19 protein-coding genes are annotated in these 20,266 nt (G+C 43.9%); 12 read left to right on the top strand and 7 right to left on the bottom strand.

The window, feature by feature from the left end; genetic code table 11:
* Positions 1–21 precede the first annotated feature (21 nt).
* Positions 22–489 (top strand): TspO/MBR family protein, encoded by a 468-nt coding sequence (locus IGJ26_RS15220; RefSeq protein WP_010748985.1) that lies wholly within the window; start codon positions 22–24, stop codon positions 487–489.
* 46 nt (positions 490–535) lie between these two features.
* Here the strand turns inward: IGJ26_RS15220 and IGJ26_RS15215 are convergent, their stop codons facing one another.
* The gene (locus IGJ26_RS15215) at positions 536–2,341 is read right to left on the bottom strand and encodes a M3 family oligoendopeptidase (RefSeq protein WP_194199891.1); all 1,806 of its coding nucleotides are present in this window, start codon (positions 2,339–2,341) and stop codon (positions 536–538) included.
* A gap of 391 nt (positions 2,342–2,732) precedes the next feature.
* Between IGJ26_RS15215 and arcA the strand changes: the two genes are divergently transcribed.
* The 8 genes from arcA (at position 2,733) to IGJ26_RS15175 (ending at position 10,249) form a co-directional block, all read left to right on the top strand.
* The gene (gene arcA, locus IGJ26_RS15210; protein ID WP_061053384.1) at positions 2,733–3,956 is read left to right on the top strand and encodes an arginine deiminase; all 1,224 of its coding nucleotides are present in this window, start codon (positions 2,733–2,735) and stop codon (positions 3,954–3,956) included.
* A gap of 19 nt (positions 3,957–3,975) precedes the next feature.
* The gene (argF, locus tag IGJ26_RS15205; RefSeq protein ID WP_008380172.1) at positions 3,976–4,995 is read left to right on the top strand and encodes an ornithine carbamoyltransferase; all 1,020 of its coding nucleotides are present in this window, start codon (positions 3,976–3,978) and stop codon (positions 4,993–4,995) included.
* A 17-nt stretch (positions 4,996–5,012) separates the two neighbouring features.
* A complete protein-coding gene (arcC, locus tag IGJ26_RS15200; RefSeq protein ID WP_005233327.1) occupies positions 5,013–5,948 on the top strand; it encodes a carbamate kinase in 936 nt (311 codons plus the stop codon).
* Between the two features lie 42 nt (positions 5,949–5,990).
* Entirely contained in the window at positions 5,991–6,680 is a 690-nt protein-coding gene (locus tag IGJ26_RS15195; protein WP_005233329.1) for a Crp/Fnr family transcriptional regulator, read from the top strand.
* A gap of 44 nt (positions 6,681–6,724) precedes the next feature.
* Complete coding sequence (locus tag IGJ26_RS15190; RefSeq protein WP_008380167.1) at positions 6,725–8,176, top strand: YfcC family protein; 1,452 nt, start codon at positions 6,725–6,727, stop codon at positions 8,174–8,176.
* Between the two features lie 77 nt (positions 8,177–8,253).
* Entirely contained in the window at positions 8,254–8,760 is a 507-nt protein-coding gene (locus IGJ26_RS15185; RefSeq protein ID WP_005233333.1) for an arginine repressor, read from the top strand.
* Positions 8,761–8,974: 214 nt separating this feature from the next.
* Positions 8,975–9,490 (top strand): VanZ family protein, encoded by a 516-nt coding sequence (locus tag IGJ26_RS15180; RefSeq protein WP_194199892.1) that lies wholly within the window; start codon positions 8,975–8,977, stop codon positions 9,488–9,490.
* Positions 9,491–9,553: 63 nt separating this feature from the next.
* On the top strand, positions 9,554–10,249 hold the full coding sequence (locus IGJ26_RS15175; RefSeq protein WP_008380162.1) for a YoaK family protein: 696 nt from the start codon (positions 9,554–9,556) through the stop codon (positions 10,247–10,249).
* 33 nt (positions 10,250–10,282) lie between these two features.
* On the opposite strand, the gene IGJ26_RS15170 is transcribed toward IGJ26_RS15175, so the two are convergent.
* The 3 genes from IGJ26_RS15170 to IGJ26_RS15160 form a co-directional block, all read right to left on the bottom strand.
* Positions 10,283–10,612: an SdpI family protein gene (locus tag IGJ26_RS15170; RefSeq protein WP_016611997.1), complete on the bottom strand. Its 330-nt coding sequence runs from the start codon at positions 10,610–10,612 to the stop codon at positions 10,283–10,285.
* Positions 10,613–10,773: 161 nt separating this feature from the next.
* Positions 10,774–11,256, bottom strand: a complete 483-nt coding sequence (locus tag IGJ26_RS15165; protein WP_005233337.1) for a VOC family protein — start codon at positions 11,254–11,256, stop codon at positions 10,774–10,776.
* A gap of 39 nt (positions 11,257–11,295) precedes the next feature.
* The gene (locus IGJ26_RS15160) at positions 11,296–12,174 is read right to left on the bottom strand and encodes an aldo/keto reductase (protein ID WP_016611992.1); all 879 of its coding nucleotides are present in this window, start codon (positions 12,172–12,174) and stop codon (positions 11,296–11,298) included.
* A gap of 97 nt (positions 12,175–12,271) precedes the next feature.
* Here IGJ26_RS15160 and IGJ26_RS15155 point away from each other — a divergent pair, with 97 nt between their 5' ends.
* Positions 12,272–12,640, top strand: coding sequence for a winged helix-turn-helix transcriptional regulator (locus tag IGJ26_RS15155; RefSeq protein WP_005233339.1), 369 nt, complete (start codon positions 12,272–12,274; stop codon positions 12,638–12,640).
* A gap of 64 nt (positions 12,641–12,704) precedes the next feature.
* On the opposite strand, the gene IGJ26_RS15150 is transcribed toward IGJ26_RS15155, so the two are convergent.
* The 3 genes from IGJ26_RS15150 to IGJ26_RS15140 all read right to left on the bottom strand — a co-directional run bounded on the left by IGJ26_RS15150 (position 12,705) and on the right by IGJ26_RS15140 (position 15,810).
* A complete protein-coding gene (locus tag IGJ26_RS15150) occupies positions 12,705–13,004 on the bottom strand; it encodes a hypothetical protein (protein WP_005233340.1) in 300 nt (99 codons plus the stop codon).
* Between the two features lie 155 nt (positions 13,005–13,159).
* The gene (locus tag IGJ26_RS15145; protein WP_101699440.1) at positions 13,160–14,557 is read right to left on the bottom strand and encodes a L,D-transpeptidase family protein; all 1,398 of its coding nucleotides are present in this window, start codon (positions 14,555–14,557) and stop codon (positions 13,160–13,162) included.
* 269 nt (positions 14,558–14,826) lie between these two features.
* Positions 14,827–15,810, bottom strand: coding sequence for an L-lactate dehydrogenase (locus IGJ26_RS15140; RefSeq protein ID WP_005230720.1), 984 nt, complete (start codon positions 15,808–15,810; stop codon positions 14,827–14,829).
* 356 nt (positions 15,811–16,166) lie between these two features.
* Between IGJ26_RS15140 and pth the strand changes: the two genes are divergently transcribed.
* Both pth and mfd read left to right on the top strand, forming a co-directional pair.
* On the top strand, positions 16,167–16,727 hold the full coding sequence (pth, locus tag IGJ26_RS15135; RefSeq protein ID WP_008380153.1) for an aminoacyl-tRNA hydrolase: 561 nt from the start codon (positions 16,167–16,169) through the stop codon (positions 16,725–16,727).
* A gap of 11 nt (positions 16,728–16,738) precedes the next feature.
* Positions 16,739–20,257, top strand: a complete 3,519-nt coding sequence (mfd, locus tag IGJ26_RS15130) for a transcription-repair coupling factor (RefSeq protein WP_016620327.1) — start codon at positions 16,739–16,741, stop codon at positions 20,255–20,257.
* Positions 20,258–20,266: the final 9 nt, after the last annotated feature.

Genomic DNA, 20,266 nt, shown 5'->3' with positions numbered 1-20,266 from the left:
TGAAAAAAAGGAGTGGAGAACATGAAATTTTTAATTTGGCTGGTCTGTGTGATCGGCATTGAAGCAACAGGAATCATCTCGAGTTTGTTTGCAGGGGACATTGCCGGAACGTATGCGCAAATGGAAAAACCCTTTTTAGCCCCTCCTGGTGGGATCATTGGGATCGTTTGGACGATTTTGTATGCCTTTATGGGAACAGCGTTGTATCTGTTGATCGTAGCCAAAGTCAATCCAGCGCTTAAAAAGAATGCCTATATCTTCTTTGCGATCCAGCAAGTATTAAACTTCTTGTGGAGTATCGTTTTCTTTGGCTGGAATGCTTACTGGGCCGGAACGGTCATTATTGTCTTGTTAGTGTTATCAGTGATTATTTGTATGATCCTCTTTGCTCGCATCGACAAAAAAGCGATGTACTTGTTTATTCCTTATTTGATTTGGTGTTTATACGCCGGCTACTTAACGATCGGCTTAACTTTATTGAATGCCTGATAGAAAAACCCTCTTCCAAGCGTCATGTTGGAAGAGGGTTTTTGTTTTAGATATAGTCTTCAGTCAATTCCATAAAGCTGGCAACATCTTTTAGAACCATGTCGATCCCTGCTTGCCAGAAGTCTGGTTTCGTTAAATCGACACCAAGGTGTTTTTGTGCCAATTCCTCGGTGGTCATTGAAGCAGTATCTTGCAATAAAGCAATGTATTCTTCTTCAAAGCTAGACCCTTTTTCATTGGCATACGCGTAGATCCCCATACTAAAGAGGTAACCAAAGGTGTAAGGGAAGTTGTAGAACGGCACATCGTCAATAAAGAAGTGCAATTTGGCTGCCCAGAAATGTGGGTGATAAGTCGCTAACCCATCCGCATAGCTTTCTTTTTGCGCCGCAGTCATCATTTCCGTGATTTGTTCCGCTGAAACCAAGCCCTTTTGACGAGCTTGATAGAAGCTGTTTTCAAAAATAAAGCGTGCGTGGATGTTCATGAACATCGCGATCGCATTTTGCATTTTGGCATCCAATAGATTGATTTTTTCTTCTTTTGTCGTTGCTTCTTTAAGGGTTGCATCAGCAACGATCAATTCAGCAAAGGTACTTGCTGTTTCGGCAACGTTCATGGCATAGTTGCGATTTAATTCCGGTAGCTCCCAAAGAACGCTGCTGTGAAACGCGTGACCTAGCTCATGGGCGAGCGTCGCTACTTCGTTGACTGAATTGCTGTAGGTCATGAAAATACGTGATTCTTTGGTTTCTGGCAAGCTGGTGCAATAGCCGCCAGGACGTTTGCCGGGACGGTCTTCTGCTTCGATCCAGCTTTTTTCAAAAGCGACTTGGGCAAAGTCAGCCATTTTCGGACTGAACTTACGGAAGTTGGTCAAAATGAAGTCAGCTGCTTCATCAAAGGTGTAGGTTCTTTCTTCCATGTCCCCAAGGATGATTGGCGCATCTTGGTCTTGCCATTCCATTTTTTCTTTGCCGAAAAGCTGGGCTTTGCGAGTCAAGAAATCAACGATTGGCTGTTTGTTCTTTTGGATTGTGCCCCACATAGCATCCAATGTCGCTTTTTGCAGACGATTGTATTCTAATGGTTCCTTCAAGTAATCAGTGACACCGTGAAGTTTGAAGGTAGAAAGGCGGAAACCGTCTAAGTGGTTCAAGGTATCCGCAAAGAGGTCTTCTTTTTCTGCCCACGTCTTTTCCCAAGTGTCGAATAAACGCGCACGAACCTCCGGATCAGGATCACCCATCATTTTATTGAAGGCTTGACCAGCTGAAAACTTGATCGTCGTGCCGTCTTCTTGAAGGAAAGGAATTTCGATCGAGGCAACGATCGTATCGTAATGTTGGCTCCAAGCATTCAAGCCATCTAAATTTAAAGTATTGATGATGGTCTCTTCTGCTTCGGATAACAATTCTTTGCCGTCGCGGCGAATCTCGCTTAAACGAAAAGCGACAGGTGCTAAGTTTTCCGCTTTAACTAGTGCTGTCCAATCATCCTCAGAAATTTCTGTCAATTTTTTCGAGAAAACGGTTTGTGCTGCTTGCAGTGCTGGCAATTTTGCGTAGAGGTCACCCGTCAGGATTTTGGCTTTGCTGTCATTGACATTCGCTGAAAGCAAGGCATTGATAAAGCTGCCGCATTGTGAAAATCCTTGACTAATAGTTGCGGATAAATCAAGTAACTCTTCTAATTTTGCTGCATCGTCTTCGCTGTTGGGCGACCATGCATCGACTGTTGCTCGGTAATTTGCAATTTGTTCTTCCAGTTGGCTCATGCGTTCTTTTAATTGAACAGAATCGCTGCCTCCCGGAAAGATTGTTTCCAGATTCCAATTGATTGAATAGGTCATTCCTATCAAACCCCTTTCTTTTCCTTCGATCTTATTAAGTATAGCATAACGAAATTTGGTCGCAACCATCAGAATCCTTATGAAATAAGGGTTCTTGATGAAACTGTACCAAAAACAAAAAATGGAATGTATATCTCCTTGATCTATTGATAGGGCGGAAAAACGTCAAAAATAAAAAAACTATCACATCCTCATCAAATTCTTAGAAAAAAATCGATGGATAAATATTACATATGAAAAAAAACAGCGAGTAAAAAAACGCCTGATGAGCGATATTCGCTTTTTCATGCATAATGCCAAATCCTTTGCGAAAAGAACACGAAATATACCACTGCGAAAGCGTATACAATTAGGTAGCATAGAGGTGTAAACAGAAGAAGGAGGAAGAAAAATGCCAAATGCTATTCATGTTTTTTCAGAGATTGGACGATTGAAGCAAGTCATGCTTCACCGCCCTGGTCGGGAATTGGAGAACCTTGTTCCTGATCATTTGAACCGCCTGCTATTTGATGATATTCCTTTTTTGGAACAAGCCAGAGCAGAACATGATCGGTTTGCGGAAGTCCTACGTCAAAATGATGTGGAGGTGTTGTATCTAGAAGATTTAGCTGCTGAATCGCTCACGTCACCAGAAATCAAACAGCAATTTCTCAAGGATTATTTAGCGGAAACTACAATCCAAAGTCCTGAGATCATCAAAGAAGTCACGGATTATTTTATGTCTTGTGACAATGATCGGGAACTGATCGACAAAACTATGGCTGGTTTAGCCAAAAATGAACTGGAGCTGCCAAATACCCAGAGCCTCGCTGGGACCGTGGATGATCAATACCCATTTCTGATCGATCCAATGCCAAATTTGTATTTTACACGAGATCCCTTTGCGACGATTGGTAACGGAGTATCCTTGAATCGCATGTATTCAGAAACAAGACGGCGCGAAACGTTATACGGCAAATATATTTTTGCTCATCATCCAATGTTCCAGCAAAATCCGCCTCATATGCTTTATGATCGCGCTCAACCAACCCGCATCGAAGGTGGCGACGAATTAGTTCTGTCAAAACATGTGTTGGCGATTGGTATCTCGCAACGAACGGATGCCGCTTCGATTGAGCAGCTGGCCCGCAAAGTGTTCGAAAATGAGCCAAGCTTTGAGTATGTTCTAGCGTTTGACATTGGTCAAGAGCGCAAGTTCATGCATTTAGATACGGTATTTACAATGGTCGATCATGACAAGTTTACGATCCATCCAGAAATCGAAGGAGAGCTGACGGTTTATTCAATCTCACGAGCAGGTGATGGGGTGACGATCAAAGAAGAAAAGGACACGTTGGAAAATATTTTATGTCGCTATCTAGAACTAAATACGGTTGAATTGATTCGTTGCGGCGGCAGTGATTTGATTGCAGCAGCTCGGGAACAATGGAATGACGGTTCCAATACCTTGACGATCGCACCTGGCGAAGTCGTCGTATATGACCGCAATACCATCACCAATCAGAAGTTGGCAGAAGCCGGTATCAAATTGCACAAAATCTCCGGCAGTGAATTGGTTCGTGGTCGTGGCGGTCCTCGTTGTATGAGCATGCCATTTGTTAGAGAAGATATTTAAATCAGAGGAGGAATCATCGATGGAACAAGTATTTAAAGGAAGAAGTTTTTTAGCAGAAAAAGATTTTACGAAAGCCGAGTTAGAATACCTCATTGATTTTTCAATCTATTTAAAACAATTGAAAAAACAAAATATTTCTCATCGTTATTTAGAAGGCAAGAACATTGCCCTTTTGTTTGAAAAAACATCGACTCGGACACGGGCGGCCTTTACGACAGCTGCCATCGATCTTGGTGCCCATCCAGAATTTTTAGGCGCGAATGATATTCAGCTAGGCAAAAAAGAATCTGTCGAAGATACAGCAAAAGTTTTAGGCAGCATGTTTGACGGTATTGAGTTTCGTGGATTCAGTCAACAAGTCGTTGAAGATTTAGCCAAATTCTCCGGTGTTCCTGTTTGGAATGGCTTAACCGATGAATGGCACCCAACCCAAATGATCGCTGACTTTATGACCATCAAAGAAAACTTCGGCACCTTGGAAAACATTACGCTAGTTTATGTGGGCGACGGCCGGAACAATATGGCGAATAGTTTGTTAGTGACGGGGGCAATTTTAGGGGTCAACGTTCGTATCTGTGCACCAAAAGAACTTTTCCCAGCGCAAGAAGTGACAGACTATGCCAACAAATTTGCTAAAGAATCTGGCAGTCAGTTGATGGTAACAGATGATATCCAAAAAGGCGTCAAAGATGCAGACGTCTTGTATACCGATGTTTGGGTGTCAATGGGGGAAGAAGACCAGTTCGAAGAGCGGGTGAAGCTGTTGAAAGATTACCAGATCAACCGCGAAATGGTGATGGCCACCGGAAAACAAGACGATGGCTTGATCGTGCTGCACTGCTTGCCAGCGTTCCATGATACGAATACGACGTATGGAAAAATGATCGAAGAAAAATTTGGCATTTCTGAAATGGAGATCACAGACGATATTTTCCGTAGTCACTGGGGTCGTCAATTTGAAGAGGCTGAAAACCGGATGCACTCGATCAAAGCGATCATGGCAGTAACATTAGGCGATCTATTTATTCCTAGAGTGTGAGAAGGAGCAGTGAGCAGATGAGTGAAAAGAAACCAACGATCGTTGTCGCCCTTGGCGGCAACGCCATCTTAGCAGAAGATGCCAGTGCCAAAGGGCAAAAAGAGCGACTCAAACAGACCGTGGACTATCTGATTCCCTTGATCCGAAAAGACGTCAATTTGATCATTACTCATGGGAATGGTCCCCAAGTGGGAAACCTGGTTTTGCAGCAGCAAGCGAGCGATTCTAGCAAAAACCCAGCAATGCCTTTAGATACCTGTGTCGCCATGACCCAAGGCAGTATTGGCTATTGGTTGCAAAATGAGCTGAGAATCCAGTTGAAAGCAGCACAAATAGCGAAGCCGGTGGTGACTGTGGTCACGGAAATTACAGTCGATGCCCAAGATCCAGCATTTGCCCATCCGACAAAACCAATCGGGCCGTTCTTAACGGAAACGGCTGCCAAAGAAGCCATGGCGGCTTCAGATGCCATCTACCGGGAAGATGCTGGTCGTGGCTGGCGGAAAGTCGTGGCTAGTCCTGCACCACAAGCGATCCAAGAAGTTGCCAGCATCAAAGCGCTGATTGAACAAAACACGATCGTCATTTGTGCAGGAGGCGGCGGCATTCCCGTGCTAGACAATGGCCTGGGTGTTGAAGCCGTGATCGATAAAGATTTTGCTTCTGAAAAATTGGCTCGATTAGTCGATGCGGATCAGCTGATCATTTTAACGGGCGTAGAAAAAATCGCTTTGAACTTTGGCAAGGAAAGTGAGCAGTGGTTGGATCATGTGACCGCCGCGGAATTGGAAACCTATGTCGATGAAGGCCATTTTTCACCAGGTAGTATGTTGCCGAAAGTACAAGCCGCTTTGAACTTTGTCAAAATGGGGGCGGAAAAACGGGCAGTGATTACTTCTTTAGACAAGCTGGCAGCTATCGATGATGCTGGCACGCAGATCACCTGGAAGTAAGCGAAGCAGCAAAGCAAGACCCAAAACATTGGAGTGAGAAAAATGATCGACCACCAAATAAAAGATCCATCAACAAGAGCGAACAGCTTTCAATGGCTGGAAGAAGAAAATCAGCAGCGTTTGAAAGAGCATATTTACTGCCGTACGTACAAAAAAGGTCAAGTGCTTTTTTATGAAGGCGACGTAAGAGATCGGATATTCCTTGTGATAGAAGGACTTGTGCGGATCGAAAAGACCGACGGAACTGATTCCTATTGTTATGTAGATTTTGTTGGGCCAGATCAGTTATTTCCTTTGATTGGCTTGTTTGAAAGAGACAACTATGATGTATCGGCATTCGCTGCAACAGACATTGTCGTGCAGTTTGCAGCGATGTCACTGTTTGAACCGCTAGTCGTTTCGTCTACAAGTCAGTTGCTGTGGCTCAATCAGCAAATGAGCCGGCAGTTGGAAAAGCAAAGACGCCGTGTCGAGTATTGTGTCACCTCCAGCGCGCAAACAAGAGTCGTTAATACGATTGGTCTTTTGATGATCGAGCATGGGCAGACACAAGGTGAGCAGATTCGCATCCCTTTTCCAGTTTTTATCAATGATATAGCCAAGTACAGTGGAACGACGCGAGAGACAGTCAGTCAAACGCTCAAGGCGCTCGTGCATAAAAGAAAGATTTATTATCGCTACAAAGAACTCATTATTTATGACCAAGATTATTTTTCTCATGTTGCCAAGTAATGGCTGGCAGCAAATAGGATCGATTCAAAAAAGGGGGAACACAGATGAAAAAAAAACAAAAAGAAAAAAAGTCGCTGACATCATTCAGTATCTTATTTCTGATCATTATCGCCTTGACGGTCGCTTCCTGGCTCTTAGCAGGGCAGCCTTTTGCGCCTTCTTTACCAGCAGGCCAAGAAGAGATGGTCAGCCAAGTGGTGGGTGCCAAGTTTTCTGATTTCTTTATGGCGCCTTTTAACGGATTTCGTGATGCGATCGAGATCTGTGTGTTTATTCTCTGTTTGGGTGGTTTTTTGAATATCGTCACGCGAACAGGCGCTTTGGAAGCCGGGATTCAGCATTTGGTCAAAAAACTCAAAGGCAATGAGTTGATTTTGATTCCGATTTTAATGATCTTGTTTTCGATCGGCGGCTCCACTTATGGAATGGCGGAAGAAACGATTCCTTTTTATTCCTTATTAGCAATAACGATGGTGGCATCAGGTTTTGATACGATCGTCGCAGCAGGAACCGTTATGCTGGGTGCTGGTGCCGGCGTGATTGGCTCCACCGTCAATCCCTTTGCGACCGGCGTTGCGATGGATGCCTTGCGAAGCATCGATATTGCCCCAAACAATGGCACGATCTTAGTAGTCGGGGCATTGCTTTGGTTAGTCACGACCGCATACTGTATCTTTGTGGTGATGTCTTATGCCAAAAAAGTCAAAGCCGACAAAGGCTCCACGATCTTATCGCTGCAAGAGCAAAAAGAAATGGAAGAACATTTTGTCAAAGACACGAACGAAGCCTTGGTGTTTACGCAAAAACATCGCCTGATTTTGACGATTTTTGGTTTATCCTTTGTGATCATGGTGGTTTCCTTGATTCCTTGGGGCGACTTTGATATCCATGTGTTTGACGGTTGGACCGCCTTTTTGACCGGCAATAGCTTCGGTGAATGGTATTTTGGTGATTTGGCCATGTGGTTCTTCTACATCAGTATCATCATTGCGTTGATTCAAGGATTCTCAGAAAAAGAAATCGTGACCAACTTTATCGATGGGGTCAAAGATATTTTATCCGTTGTCTTGATCATCGTTGTGGCACGGGGTGCTTCCTACATTATGCAAACGACGTACTTGGATCTGTTTATTTTGGATCGGGCTTCCCATCTTTTAGAAGGTCTATCACCTGTCCTGTTTGTGATTGGCGCCTACATTTTGTATCTGCTCTTATCGTTCTTGATTCCATCGACTTCCGGACTAGCGTATGTATCGATCCCGATCATGGGGGCCTTGGCGCAAAGCATCGGACTCAATCCGAACGTCATGGTGATGATCTTTACTGCTGGTTGCGGATTAGTGAATTTGATCACACCAACTTCTGGCGTCGTGATGGGGGGATTGGAGCTGGCTCGGGTCAACTATTCCACTTGGACCCGCTTTATGCGCAAACCGTTACTGGTTATCGGAATTTCCAATCTTGCCATTTTAATCTTCTCAATGTTGTTCTTGTAAGCTACGTTTCAAGATGTGAACGAGACGGATCAACTATTTCAGTAAGCGAGGCGACTTGAGAGGAGCGGATCAAGTAAATGAAAAAAAAAGAGCGACAAGCAATTATCAAAAAACTCTTTGTCCTACATCGGATTGAGTCTCAAGAAGAATTGATGAATTTATTAAAAAAAGAAAATGTTTCAGCTACCCAAGCCACGATTTCTAGAGACATGCGGGAAATGAACATCGCTAAAACGTATGCTAAAAACGGTCGGCCGTATTATTCGATCTTTGAATCCAAAGAGCAGGATCTAGAAGACAGAATTGCGTTTTCGATGTATGAGTACCTAAAAAAGATTACGCAGATTGACTTTTTAGTTGTCGTTCATACGGCTGAAAACGGCGCCGATGTGATCGCCAATTATCTTGATGAAATGGAGCTACCAGAAATTGTCGGCACGATTGCAGGGTTTGATATTTTATTGATCATCACGCCGTCACAAGAAGCGGCAGCAGAGGTCGTCGATCGGTTGAACCATTATGTAGAAGGCTACGAGATGGGTTCGTCATTGTTTACTGGAGAAAAAAACGCAAAACAGCCCTGAGAATCGTTGAAGGAGCTGAACGTCACAAGCCCCAAAATCTCACAACCAAACGGGTGACGGCTTTTCATACCGATGGCTATTTTTAAAAAGAAAGAGTGCTTCTAATCTTCACGGAAGCACTCTTTTTGTGTGTGCAATGTCACCACGGTTTGCTGGAAAAACAGTTGCATCACCAAATGAAAATGGTAAGATAGGAAAATGAGGAGTGAAAACTATGAAAAAATTACTGAAAGAACCGAATTTTTACTTTTGTATCGCACTTGCGGTTATGGTCATCCTCTTTATCAGTTCTTCACAAACCTATGAGCAGCAATCACAAATCGGGTTGCTTTCACGAATCTTAAAAAATGAACCATTGAAAGAGTGGCTAGAGAAGATTTCTTTTTCCTATGCTGGTTCGGAGATCAGTATTGCGGAAAAAGGCTATTTCTCATTTGTGGAATTTTTCATTCGTAAAGGCGCACATTTCTTTACCTATTTTGTCTTAGGGGGCAGTCTGTTCTTCGTTCTCGTATATCGCCGTACGCCGTATTGGCTAGCCGCTTTTTTTGCTTGGTTAGCAGCTACCGGCTATGCTGGGATCGATGAATACCATCAAATGCTGACGGGAGGACGGACGCCGCTTTTTCAAGATGTCATGCTGGATTCAGCTGGAGCACTGACCGCCGTTCTTTTTGGGTGGTTGATTTGTCAGTTATCGAAAAAGTCACCTAAACGCCGCAAAACATAACGAGTTGTCGGCGTTTTTAAGCGTTAAGCTGTTAGAAAGTATAAAAAACAAGAGGCGAAACCAATGGAAAAAAGTTTGAGTAGTGTCAAAGGCAAAACCGAGTTTGTCGTGCATGAAAGTTTGCCGGTGGGGGTTCTTCTCGCGATGGCTGGCGGCTTTTTAGATGCCTATACCTATCTCTTTCACGGTGAAGTGTTTGCGAGCATGCAGTCGGGGAATGTTATTTTGTTAGGGATCAATCTTTCAACGGGGCAGTTTGAACAAGCCTTTCGGTATCTGCCACCAATCTGTATGTTTTTAGTGGGGATCGTGGTGACGAATTATCTGCAGCATCATTTTCCGACTGGTGGTTGGATCGTTTGGCAAAATGCTGCGTTGATCTTTGAAGCAATCGGTATTTTGGTTCTGGGCTTTTTTGCGCGTTCTTTACCCAATGTCCTGGTTGATTCCGGATTATCTTTTTTTGCAGCGATTCAATATGCCGCTTATCGGCGCTTGGCAGGGATGCCCTATGCCACCACGATGACCACTGGCAATTTACGTTCGCTGGCTGATTACTTGTATTTGCGCGGGTTTAAGCAGGACCGATCAGTGACACCCAAGATCATTTCTATTTCCTTGATCATCGGCGGTTTCTTTTTTGGGGCGGTTTTAAGCAGCTTGCTAGGAATTTTCTTATTCCACCGGACCATCTGGGTGGTTTCAGGAATTTTAGCCCTGGTGTTGGGAATCACGATCCACAGTCAAAATAAAGAATAGAAAAAAGACATTCCCCGGAATGTCTTTTTTGTCTTACTTTTTGGTGCTCGCGCGTGAATCTTTGAGATAAAGCGCTATTTCTACCAGCAGTGCTGCTAGAAGATAGCTACCAAGGACGGCTATCTGGTAAAATTTCTCTTCAATCAGCTCGTTGCGCTGCAGCAAAATGACCCCACCTAGAAAGAGCATCGCCAACAGGGAGAACCACTGCTGGGAAAAACGCCAATTGCTGACACTGGCTGTACTGCGCTTGGTGCGAAAGCCGAATATATAATTGGGTTCTTCTCGGTAAAAGAACCGGAAGACGATGAAAAAAATACCCGTAAAAATCAACAACAAAAGACCAATATCGATCGAAATCACTTCCTTTCAAGCGAGGTTTGTTGGGAAAATCAGCGAATAAAAAGGATTATCTATTTATTGTACTCGCTGTAAAGGGTTCTATGAAGGGGAACTATTGAAAAAATAGATAGTTTTGCGTAAATAAAAAGGGAGGGCGCTATAAGTCGCCATCCCTTTTTCAATTATCCGCGTTGAAATGGTCCTTTTGGTGCAATCAGTTCAAGATTGGTACCATCTGGATCTGTAAAGTAGGCAACACCTGTCCCGAAGCCGCTTTTTAAACCATCTTGTTCTTCAAAAACGATTGGGGTACCGTCAGGTTCAACCCCGATGGCTTTTAGACGAGCAACGGCTTCATCAATATTTTCGACTTCAAAACAAAGATGCATGGCACTGATTTGCTCATTGGAATAGCTAGCTTTGTTGGATTTTGGTTCGACGTATTCTAAAAGGTCGATGTTGAGATTGTCTAAATGAAGATTGGCGTATTTGATCAATGTATCCTCTAAACCTTGCGTTTGCGCCATTCGTTTGCCACCGATCGTATCTTGATTGGCGATTTTCTTTCCAGTTAATGCTTCATAAAATTGGATGGAACGTTCGAGATTGCTGACGGTGATTCCCACGTGGTTCACCATTGAAAAGCCTGTGTTTGTGTTTGTCATTATACTTCCTCCTAAGGTTTTGTTTAGTATATCGTTTGGTTAATGAAAATCGAATGTGTCTGGATCTGGACCCACTCGCAGGTCCTCATTTAATGCGTTCAAGCGAGCCATTTCATCTTCTGATAAATGGAAATCAAAAATCGCTGCATTGGCGCGCATTCGCTCAGGGTGTGTCGATTTGACATTGACTAAGATTCCTTGTTGGATAGCCCAGCGTAAAAGCACTTGTGCCGCTGATTTTTGCTGTGCATCGGCGATCGCCAAGACAGTTTCCTCTTTCAGCAGTTTGCCTTGCATCAAAGGTGACCAAGCTTGGATCGCAATCCCCTTTTCAGCACAAAAGTCCCGCAGGTCTTGCTGCGTAAGTTTGGGATGCAGTTCGATCTGATTGACGACAGGAACGACCTTAGCAGCGGCCAATAGTTGCTCCAAGTGATGAATCTGGAAGTTGCTGACCCCGATTGCTTTGATTTTTCCAGCGGCATACAAGTCTTCCAAGGCGCGCCATGACTCTTGAAATGCCTGGTTTCCCGGCCAATGGATCAAGTACAAGTCGAGATACTCGAGGTTTAAGCGGGCCAAACTTTCATTGAAAGCATGGATCGTTTCATCATAAGTTAAATGATCGTTCCAAAGTTTGGAAGTGACAAAGAGTTCTTCACGAGCCAACCCCGTTTCTTGTAAGCCTTGTTTGATTCCTTCCCCTGTTCCTGTTTCGTTGCCGTAAATAGCCGCCGTATCAATCAGGCGATACCCATTGATAATGGCCTGTTTCACGACCTCTGCTGTTTCAGCTTCAGGGATTTGAAAGACACCTAACCCCAAACCGGGGATTTTGCTGCCGTTGTTCAGTGTAACGGTATCCGATAATTTTTCGATCATAAAAACATCTCCTTTATTTTTTTCTGTAATCATCATATAATGAGGAGGTAAGGTTGTATAGTACGTACTTTTTTGTTTGATACACACCTTTTGGTAACATTTGTGTGTTTACAAACTTGATGAGGTGAAAAAAATGGAAGAAAAAATTTATAATATCGGTGTAGAAGCAACGATGGATGTCATCGGCGGGAAATGGAAACCAATCATTCTTTGTAATTTACGCCATGGGGCATTGCGTCCTAGTGATTTACGGCGAAAAATTCCTGGCATCAGTCAGAAAATGTTGACGCAGCAATTGCGGGAATTAGAAGAGTCTGATATCGTTACCCGCAAGTCCTATAATCAAGTACCACCCAAAGTTGAGTATTCCTTGAGTGAATATGGAGAAACGTTAGGCGGCTTATTGGATACCCTTTGCCAGTGGGGCACGATGCACGTCGCTGCGCTACAAGACAAAGGAGAACAAGTTACTTTGTTAGAACAAGAAGAGGCGATTGTCTAGCAGAGGGCAAGTGGCATGAGAAAAGGCCGGCAGAAACCATTGGTTTCCGTCGGCCTTTTTTAGGTTATGCTTGTTGGATCAATTCTAGAATGGCTTCAGCATTCATGCCGCTGTAATGATTGATGGGAAATGACAGGCGCTTGATTCGCGGCGGGATGGCCTGCTTGATCATCGGATCTGTTAAAGAAAGCAAAGGATCGACCAAAACGATTTTTTCTTGCGAAAAACGATAATTCATCAGACGTTCTGGTGTCACAACAGTCACGCTGATTTGATCCTCGGACAGCATTTGGATGTTGCGGGCGAAAATTTTAATCAGACTTCCAGCTAAAGTAGAACGATCAATAAAGACAACTTTTTCCAAAGTGATTCTCCTTTTTAATTAATATGCTTAATTAAGTATATTAATTAAATGACGCTTTGTAAACAGGAACATTTGGGAAACAACAAAAAAGCCGCAAAAGAATTTTCTTTTGCAGCTTTTGGTTCATCTATAAAAAGGTTTGACTCTTTTTTCCATTAAATCACGATCACGGGTGTCCCGACTTCGGCTTTGCTGTACAATTCTTTCATCACGCCTGGCGGAGTATTGATACAGCCGTGAGAGCCGCGGGTTTTCCAAAGATCACCACCGTATTCCGTTTGCCAATCAGAATCATGGATTCCGACACCGGTCCAATCGATCGGCATCCAGTAATCAACAGGGGACGCATAATCTTCACCGGTCAAGGTTGCATCTTCTTCTTTGTTCCAGACATAGAAGACACCAGTTGGCGTTGGTGTGGCTGGTTTTCCAGAAATAATTTTCGTATCTAGCACCAGCTCGCCATCTTTGTAATACCACATGTGTTGGTTTTTCAAATCAACTTCGATATACGTGTTGCCAAATAACGGGCTGCCAGCATCGGTGCTTCCTTGAGCGATCGGTGTGCGCGTGAAGTCTTCGCCGGCTTTTAACGCCTCAATCAATGCTTCTGTTTCCGCATCGGTTTGGATCGTCCAGCTGAGGGTGCCGGCTGGAACCGTTACTTCACCTTGTTTGGTACTCTTGAAGGTCGAAGAATTGGTGCTGGTGTTGTATTGCTCTCCGATCGAAGCGACATAACTTCTTACTTTGTCTTCGTCGATCGTGGTGTTGCCATCTTTGTAAGAGAGCCAATCCATGATCGATTCTCTTGGAATTTGAAACGTGTTTCCGTTGATCGTATAATTGCCGGTTACTTTGGCGATTTTATTCAACGAATCCATTTCTTTGGTTAGATCAGGATCATCAGCGGTCACACTTGGTTTTGTGACGTAATCGACGAGATTTAATTCCTTTTCGCCACTGACGATGGCTTCTTGTAAGTCCGCTACTGCTTTGTCCACATCAATGGCATCGCCGTCAACTTCTGGTTTGATAGAAAAGCCGTCTTCGCCTTTTTCCAATGTTGCATCGGCTGACTTGGTACGATCCTCATTTAAAGTTTCTAGTTCCTTTTGAATCGTATCCGTTTCGCTGTTTAGCGTATCTTGATCCACCGAGAGATTGTCCAGTGTTTTTTCTTCTGCAGCGGAAACATAAGCCATTCCCCAACTCCACTGGTTCTGTTCATCTTTTAACGATTGCAGCTCATCGGTGAAATCCGTTTGTAACCCAAATTGAGCAAGGTTGATTGTCTTCCATTCGCTATCGCCTTCTTTGATGGTGAAATCTTCTTGCGAATAGCGGTCATGCAGCAGGGCATTGGCCTCGGCAACAGTTTTGTTGCTGATGTCGATCCCATCGATTTCAGTCTTTGGTAAAAAACGGTTTGCATAATATGTACTTCGGTAGGTATAGCCGCCAGCGATCACTACTAATATAGCAGCCACAACGATCAGAACAATTTTCTTGGTATTGTTCTTGGCGTCAGTATGTTTGTTTGAACGAGTCATTCAACTACTCCTTTTTTTCTAATGGCATAATAGATAATAACGCTTAAATCATACCATATTCCCCCAAGAAAGCGAATATGGCAAATGAAACTTCCATGAAAAATAGAAAATTCTTAAACTATCTTTAGCTAAGCTGTAGAAAAGCATTTCTTTGCATAAAAAAACTGAACGAACCGCAGCAAATCATCTTGATCAAATTGTTCTGAAAAAGAGTGAGCTGTAAGGTTCGTTCAGTGGCATAGTTGACTAGCTAAACGAAGTGAAAGAAATTATTGATTGTCTTCTGCATCTAGTTTCGCAAAAGCTTCATCAAGAATATCTTTTAATTGTTTTGCAGAAGCGGCCATCCGGTCTTTTTCACCATCCGTCAATGGGATCTCAATCACTTTTTGAATCCCTTGGGCGTTGATAACTGCAGGCGCACCGATGTACAAGTCGTTTAAGCCGTATTCGCCGTTCATGTACACAGACAATGGTAAAACAGCATTTTCATCGTCTAAGATCGCACGAGTGATCCGTGCTAAGGCTACCGCGATCCCGTAGAAGGTCGCACCTTTTTTCTCGATGATGGTGTAGGCTGCATCACGAACACTGAAGAAAATGTTGACCATTGCTTCTTCATCGATGTCTGGGTTATTTTTGACCCATTCATAGATTTGCAAGCCGGCTACGTTGGCATGAGACCAAACAGGGAATTCTGAATCCCCGTGTTCGCCTAAGATATAGGCATGGACGTTACGGGCATCAACATCGACTAATTCAGCCAAAGCTTGACGGAAACGTGCAGAGTCTAAAGAAGTACCTGAACCGATGACGCGTTCTTTCGGGAAGCCTGAGAATTTCCAAGTCGAGTAAGTCAAAATATCGACTGGGTTCGCTGCTACTAAGAAGATTCCGTTAAAACCTGAATCAACGATTTGGGTAACTACTTCCCGGTTGATTTTCAAGTTTTTATGAACCAAATCTAAGCGGGTTTCACCTGGTTTTTGAGGCGCACCAGCTGTAATAACGACTAAATCAGCATCATGTGCATCTTCATAAGAAGCGGCATAGATTTTTTTAGGGGAAGTAAAGGCCAAGGCATGGGACAAATCAATTGCGTCGCCTTCTGTTTTTGCTGTATTTATATCAATGATTCCGACTTCTTGCGCAATGTTTTGGGTCACCAGCGCAAACGCGTAACTAGAACCAACCGCACCGTCTCCAACAAGAATTACCTTTTGGTGATCTTTTTTGTTCGTTTTTGCAGTCATCTGTGTATCATTCCTTCCGCATAATTGTTTTACTCGCTATCATCCTACCATTTTCAAGTATATTTGTCATGTGATTTGCACAACAATATTACACAAAATATCGCTGTTTCAGTTGTAAATGCTTTCTTTGTTATTACGTCAAAAAGAGGATATATCAACGTTTTATTAAGATTCGTTAAGAAAGATAAAAACTGAGCAAGAGGACGCCACCATAACAGTCCATTTCGTGTTATAATTATTTCAGCAAAAGAACTGGGCGCATTTGTGTGCCCAGTATTTTGTGTTTGGATAAGAAAACCGATAAAAATAGATGAAGAATCAGCTTGAAACTAGAAATAATGGAGCGTAATCGAAAAATGAAAATGATTGTAGGCTTGGGAAATCCCGGCAAAAAATATGAGAAAACCAAACACAATGTTGGCTTTATGGTAGTGGATGCCTTGGCACAAAAGTACCAAGCAACCTTTAAAAAGTCGGCTTTTGAAGCAGAAGTGGCAGAGTTTTTCTTGAAGGGTGAAAAAATCCTTTTGGTCAAACCGCAAACCTTCATGAATGAATCCGGTCGTTCGGTAGGTCCGTTGATGACCTATTTTGGCATCTATCAAGAAGAATTAGTAGTGGTCTATGATGACCTTGATTTAGCATTAGGGAAAATCCGCTTGCGCCAAAAAGGCAGTGCGGGGGGACACAATGGAATCAAGAGTTTGATCGCGCATTTGGACTCGACAGTCTTTGACCGCATCAAAATCGGGATCGATCGGCCACGTCCAGGACAAACCGTGGTCAATCATGTACTGAGTCCTTTTGCAAAAGACGATCTGCCCATCGTTTTACAAAGTATTGATAAGGCGGTCGAGGCAAGTAGTGATTACTTGACCAACGGCGACTTTCTTGCCACAATGAATCGATTTAACTAAGGAGGGCCGAGATGGATTTAATTGAATTAATAAATAAAGTGCCGACAGTGGCGGCTTGGCATGCAGGTTTACGTGAACAGGCCCCCCGGCAATTACTGACCGGTCTAGCTGGATCGGCAAAAACATTGGCGATCACCGGTGTGTATCAGGCATTTCAAAAACAAGTGATCGTGGTGACACCAAATCTGTATTATACGAATCAACTAGCCGAAGATCTGCGCAACGTGACGGATGATGTCTATGTTTTCCCAGTGGACGAAGTGTTGTCAGCCGAAATGGCTTTTTCTTCACCAGAAGCACGAGAAGAACGAGTGGCAGCGCTGAATGCTGTTTCTCAAGGAAAAACTGGGATCTATGTGTTGCCGGTGGCGGCTTTGCGAAAGTATTTGCCTGAAAAGAAAACCTGGTTAGCCAACCAATTCCAATGGCAAATCGGCGATGAGATCGATTTAGAGCGTTTGCCGCAACAATTGATCTTGATGGGTTACGAACGGCAGTCAATGATTGGCAAACCCGGCGAATTCAGTATTCGTGGGAGCATCCTCGATATTTATCCATTAAATGCCGAATACCCCGTACGGATCGAGTTATTCGATGTAGAAATCGACTCGATGCGTTCTTTCAACGTGGAAACGCAACGCTCAGTGGAAACGCTGCAGCAAGTGGCTATTTTACCGACTACCGAATTGGTTTTCTCAGCGGAAGATTTAGCGGCGGGGCAAAAGCAGCTACAAGAATTATTGAACAAACGGTTGGCGGTCACCAAAGAAGTAACTGATCGCGCGTTTTTAGAAGACTATTTCGGCCAATTGGCCTCCCAATGGCAAGCGGGGATTCCCGGTGAAAGTGCCCGTTATTACACGGATTTGCTTTATCGTCAGCAAACGAGTGTCTTAGATTATTTTTCTGAAGACGCCTTTTTGATGATCGATGATTATGCTCGGATCATGGAGACCAATCGTGAGATCGAACGGGAAGAAGCGGAGTGGCATACCCAAAAATTAGCGGAGCTGCGGGTCTTTTCTGAACAGCAATTCGGGATCGATGTCCATCAACTGCTGCAAAAAGAAACCTTTGTGACCAGCTTCTTTTCTTTATTCCAAAAAGGAATGGGGAACATTCGCTTCCAAGCGATCCATCAATTCCAATACCGGCCGATGCAGCAGTTTTTCAGCCAAATGGGTCTCTTGAAAGTTGAGATTGATCGCTGGGAGAAGCAACAGCAAACGGTGATTTTTCTGGTCAGTGACCAAGAACGGGCCAAGAAGTTAGAGCAAGATCTGCGAGATCATGATATCTATGCCGTGCAGACGCAACAAGACCGCCTGTTTACGGGACGCACCCAAATTGTGGTGGAACGTTTGCAAAGCGGCTTTGAAATGCCGCAAGACAAGCTAGTGGTGGTTACAGAAAAAGAAATTTTCCAAAAGATGAACAAAAAAAGAGCCCGCCGGCAAAATGTCACCAATGCGGAACGTCTCAAAAGCTACAATGAGTTAAAAGCCGGCGATTATGTCGTCCATGCGAATCATGGGATCGGGAAGTACATCGGCATGGAAACCTTAGAAGTCGATGGCGTCCATCAAGATTACATGACGATCTTGTACCAAAACGAAGACAAGCTCTTTATTCCAGTCACCCAATTGAATTTGATTCAAAAATATGTGGCTTCCGAATCGAAAACACCGAAAATCAATAAATTAGGCGGCAGTGAGTGGGCGAAGACCAAGCGCAAAGTGACGGCTAAAATTGAAGACATCGCAGATGATTTGATTTTATTGTATGCCAAACGCGAATCAGAAAAAGGCTATGCCTTTCAACCAGACGATGCCTATCAAAAAGAATTTGAAGATGCCTTTCCTTATTCGGAAACCGATGATCAGCTGCGCAGTACGGCAGAGATCAAGCGGGATATGGAAAAAGAAAAGCCGATGGACCGTTTGTTAGTTGGAGATGTCGGTTTTGGGAAAACAGAAGTGGCGCTGCGGGCTGCTTTTAAAGCGATCAAAGAAAGCAAACAAGTGGCTTTCTTAGTGCCGACAACGATCTTGGCACAGCAGCACTATGAAACGATGGTCGATCGTTTTGAAGGCTTCCCCGTCAATGTTGGGGTGCTGAGTCGTTTTCGGACGAAAAAACAGCAGAATGAAACGATCGAGCAAGTGCGCAAAGGGCAAGTCGATATTTTGGTGGGGACCCACCGATTATTGTCAAAAGATGTCGAGTTTGCTGATTTGGGCTTGTTGGTGATCGATGAAGAACAACGTTTTGGGGTCAAACACAAAGAGCGCTTGAAACAACTGCGTTCGCAAGTCGATGTGTTGACGTTGACGGCAACGCCGATCCCAAGAACATTGCATATGTCGATGCTGGGCGTGCGGGACCTATCTGTGATCGAAACACCACCGGAAAATCGTTACCCGATCCAAACCTATGTGATGGAGATGAATCCAGGAGCGGTGCGAGAAGCGATCCAACGGGAGATGGCACGCGGGGGCCAAGTGTTTTATCTCTATAATCGTGTCGATACGATCGAGCGAAAAGTCGAAGAACTGCAGGCGTTAGTGCCAGATGCACGAATCGCTTATGCCCACGGGCAAATGACCGAGATCCAATTGGAAAATACCCTGTTTGACTTTATTGAAGGGCAATACGATGTGTTGGTGACGACGACGATCATTGAAACCGGTGTGGATATTCCCAATGCCAATACGTTGTTTGTGGAAAATGCCGATTACATGGGGCTTTCGACGTTGTATCAGTTGCGTGGCCGTGTCGGTCGGAGCAATCGAGTCGCTTATGCGTATTTCATGTATGAACAGCAAAAAGTGTTGAACGAAGTCAGTGAAAAACGTCTGCAAGCCATTAAGGACTTTACGGAGTTAGGTTCAGGATTCAAAATCGCGATGCGAGATCTTTCGATTCGTGGGGCAGGAAATCTATTGGGGGCGCAACAGCACGGCTTTATCGATGCAGTCGGGTTTGACATGTACTCACAAATGCTGTCGGAAGCAGTCACTCGTAAACAAGGGAAAAATACCCAAACAGAAAAAACGACCGTTGAGATCGATCTGGGGATCGATGCCTACTTACCGACTTCGTATATTGAAGACGAACGGCAAAAAATCGAGATCTATAAACGAATTCGTGAGCTGGAATCACAAGAAGCAGTTGATGAACTTCAAGATGATTTATTAGACCGTTTCGGAGAATACCCTGTAGAAGTGGCGCACCTCTTAACGGTGGGCGAGATCAAAATGAACGGCGATCGTGCCTTGTTAGAAACTATCCGCAAGCAGCAACAAACCGTGTCGTTTACTTTGAGTAAAGTCGGCACGAAAAATTATTCGGTGGAGCAGCTGTTTGAAGCATTGAAAGCTACTAAATTAAAAGCCACGATGGGTGTCGATCATGAGCAAATGACCATCAAATTACAGATTCCGCCAGTGATGAAAGAAAGCACCTGGCTATTAGAAATCCAAGATTTTGTCAAAGCGTTACGGGAACAAAAATACGCCAGCCAAGGCTAGAAAGGAACC

The organism is Enterococcus sp. AZ095a (assembly GCF_050546735.1).
Lineage (GTDB): Bacteria > Bacillota > Bacilli > Lactobacillales > Enterococcaceae > Enterococcus_D > Enterococcus_D entomosocium.
The sequence above is the reverse complement of the archived record's forward strand: the minus strand, read 5'-3'. Positions and strand labels throughout refer to the sequence as shown.

What these genes read in the sequence shown, in the direction of transcription:
- IGJ26_RS15220 (WP_010748985.1), top strand. Translation starts at nt 22, where the DNA reads ATGAAATTTTTAATTTGGCTGGTCTGTGTGATCGGCATTGAAGCAACA.
- IGJ26_RS15215 (WP_194199891.1), bottom strand. Translation starts at nt 2,341, where the DNA reads ATGACCTATTCAATCAATTGGAATCTGGAAACAATCTTTCCGGGAGGC.
- arcA (WP_061053384.1), top strand. Translation starts at nt 2,733, where the DNA reads ATGCCAAATGCTATTCATGTTTTTTCAGAGATTGGACGATTGAAGCAA.
- argF (WP_008380172.1), top strand. Translation starts at nt 3,976, where the DNA reads ATGGAACAAGTATTTAAAGGAAGAAGTTTTTTAGCAGAAAAAGATTTT.
- arcC (WP_005233327.1), top strand. Translation starts at nt 5,013, where the DNA reads ATGAGTGAAAAGAAACCAACGATCGTTGTCGCCCTTGGCGGCAACGCC.
- IGJ26_RS15195 (WP_005233329.1), top strand. Translation starts at nt 5,991, where the DNA reads ATGATCGACCACCAAATAAAAGATCCATCAACAAGAGCGAACAGCTTT.
- IGJ26_RS15190 (WP_008380167.1), top strand. Translation starts at nt 6,725, where the DNA reads ATGAAAAAAAAACAAAAAGAAAAAAAGTCGCTGACATCATTCAGTATC.
- IGJ26_RS15185 (WP_005233333.1), top strand. Translation starts at nt 8,254, where the DNA reads ATGAAAAAAAAAGAGCGACAAGCAATTATCAAAAAACTCTTTGTCCTA.
- IGJ26_RS15180 (WP_194199892.1), top strand. Translation starts at nt 8,975, where the DNA reads ATGAAAAAATTACTGAAAGAACCGAATTTTTACTTTTGTATCGCACTT.
- IGJ26_RS15175 (WP_008380162.1), top strand. Translation starts at nt 9,554, where the DNA reads ATGGAAAAAAGTTTGAGTAGTGTCAAAGGCAAAACCGAGTTTGTCGTG.
- IGJ26_RS15165 (WP_005233337.1), bottom strand. Translation starts at nt 11,256, where the DNA reads ATGACAAACACAAACACAGGCTTTTCAATGGTGAACCACGTGGGAATC.
- IGJ26_RS15160 (WP_016611992.1), bottom strand. Translation starts at nt 12,174, where the DNA reads ATGATGATTACAGAAAAAAATAAAGGAGATGTTTTTATGATCGAAAAA.
- IGJ26_RS15155 (WP_005233339.1), top strand. Translation starts at nt 12,272, where the DNA reads ATGGAAGAAAAAATTTATAATATCGGTGTAGAAGCAACGATGGATGTC.
- IGJ26_RS15145 (WP_101699440.1), bottom strand. Translation starts at nt 14,557, where the DNA reads ATGACTCGTTCAAACAAACATACTGACGCCAAGAACAATACCAAGAAA.
- IGJ26_RS15140 (WP_005230720.1), bottom strand. Translation starts at nt 15,810, where the DNA reads ATGACTGCAAAAACGAACAAAAAAGATCACCAAAAGGTAATTCTTGTT.
- pth (WP_008380153.1), top strand. Translation starts at nt 16,167, where the DNA reads ATGAAAATGATTGTAGGCTTGGGAAATCCCGGCAAAAAATATGAGAAA.
- mfd (WP_016620327.1), top strand. Translation starts at nt 16,739, where the DNA reads ATGGATTTAATTGAATTAATAAATAAAGTGCCGACAGTGGCGGCTTGG.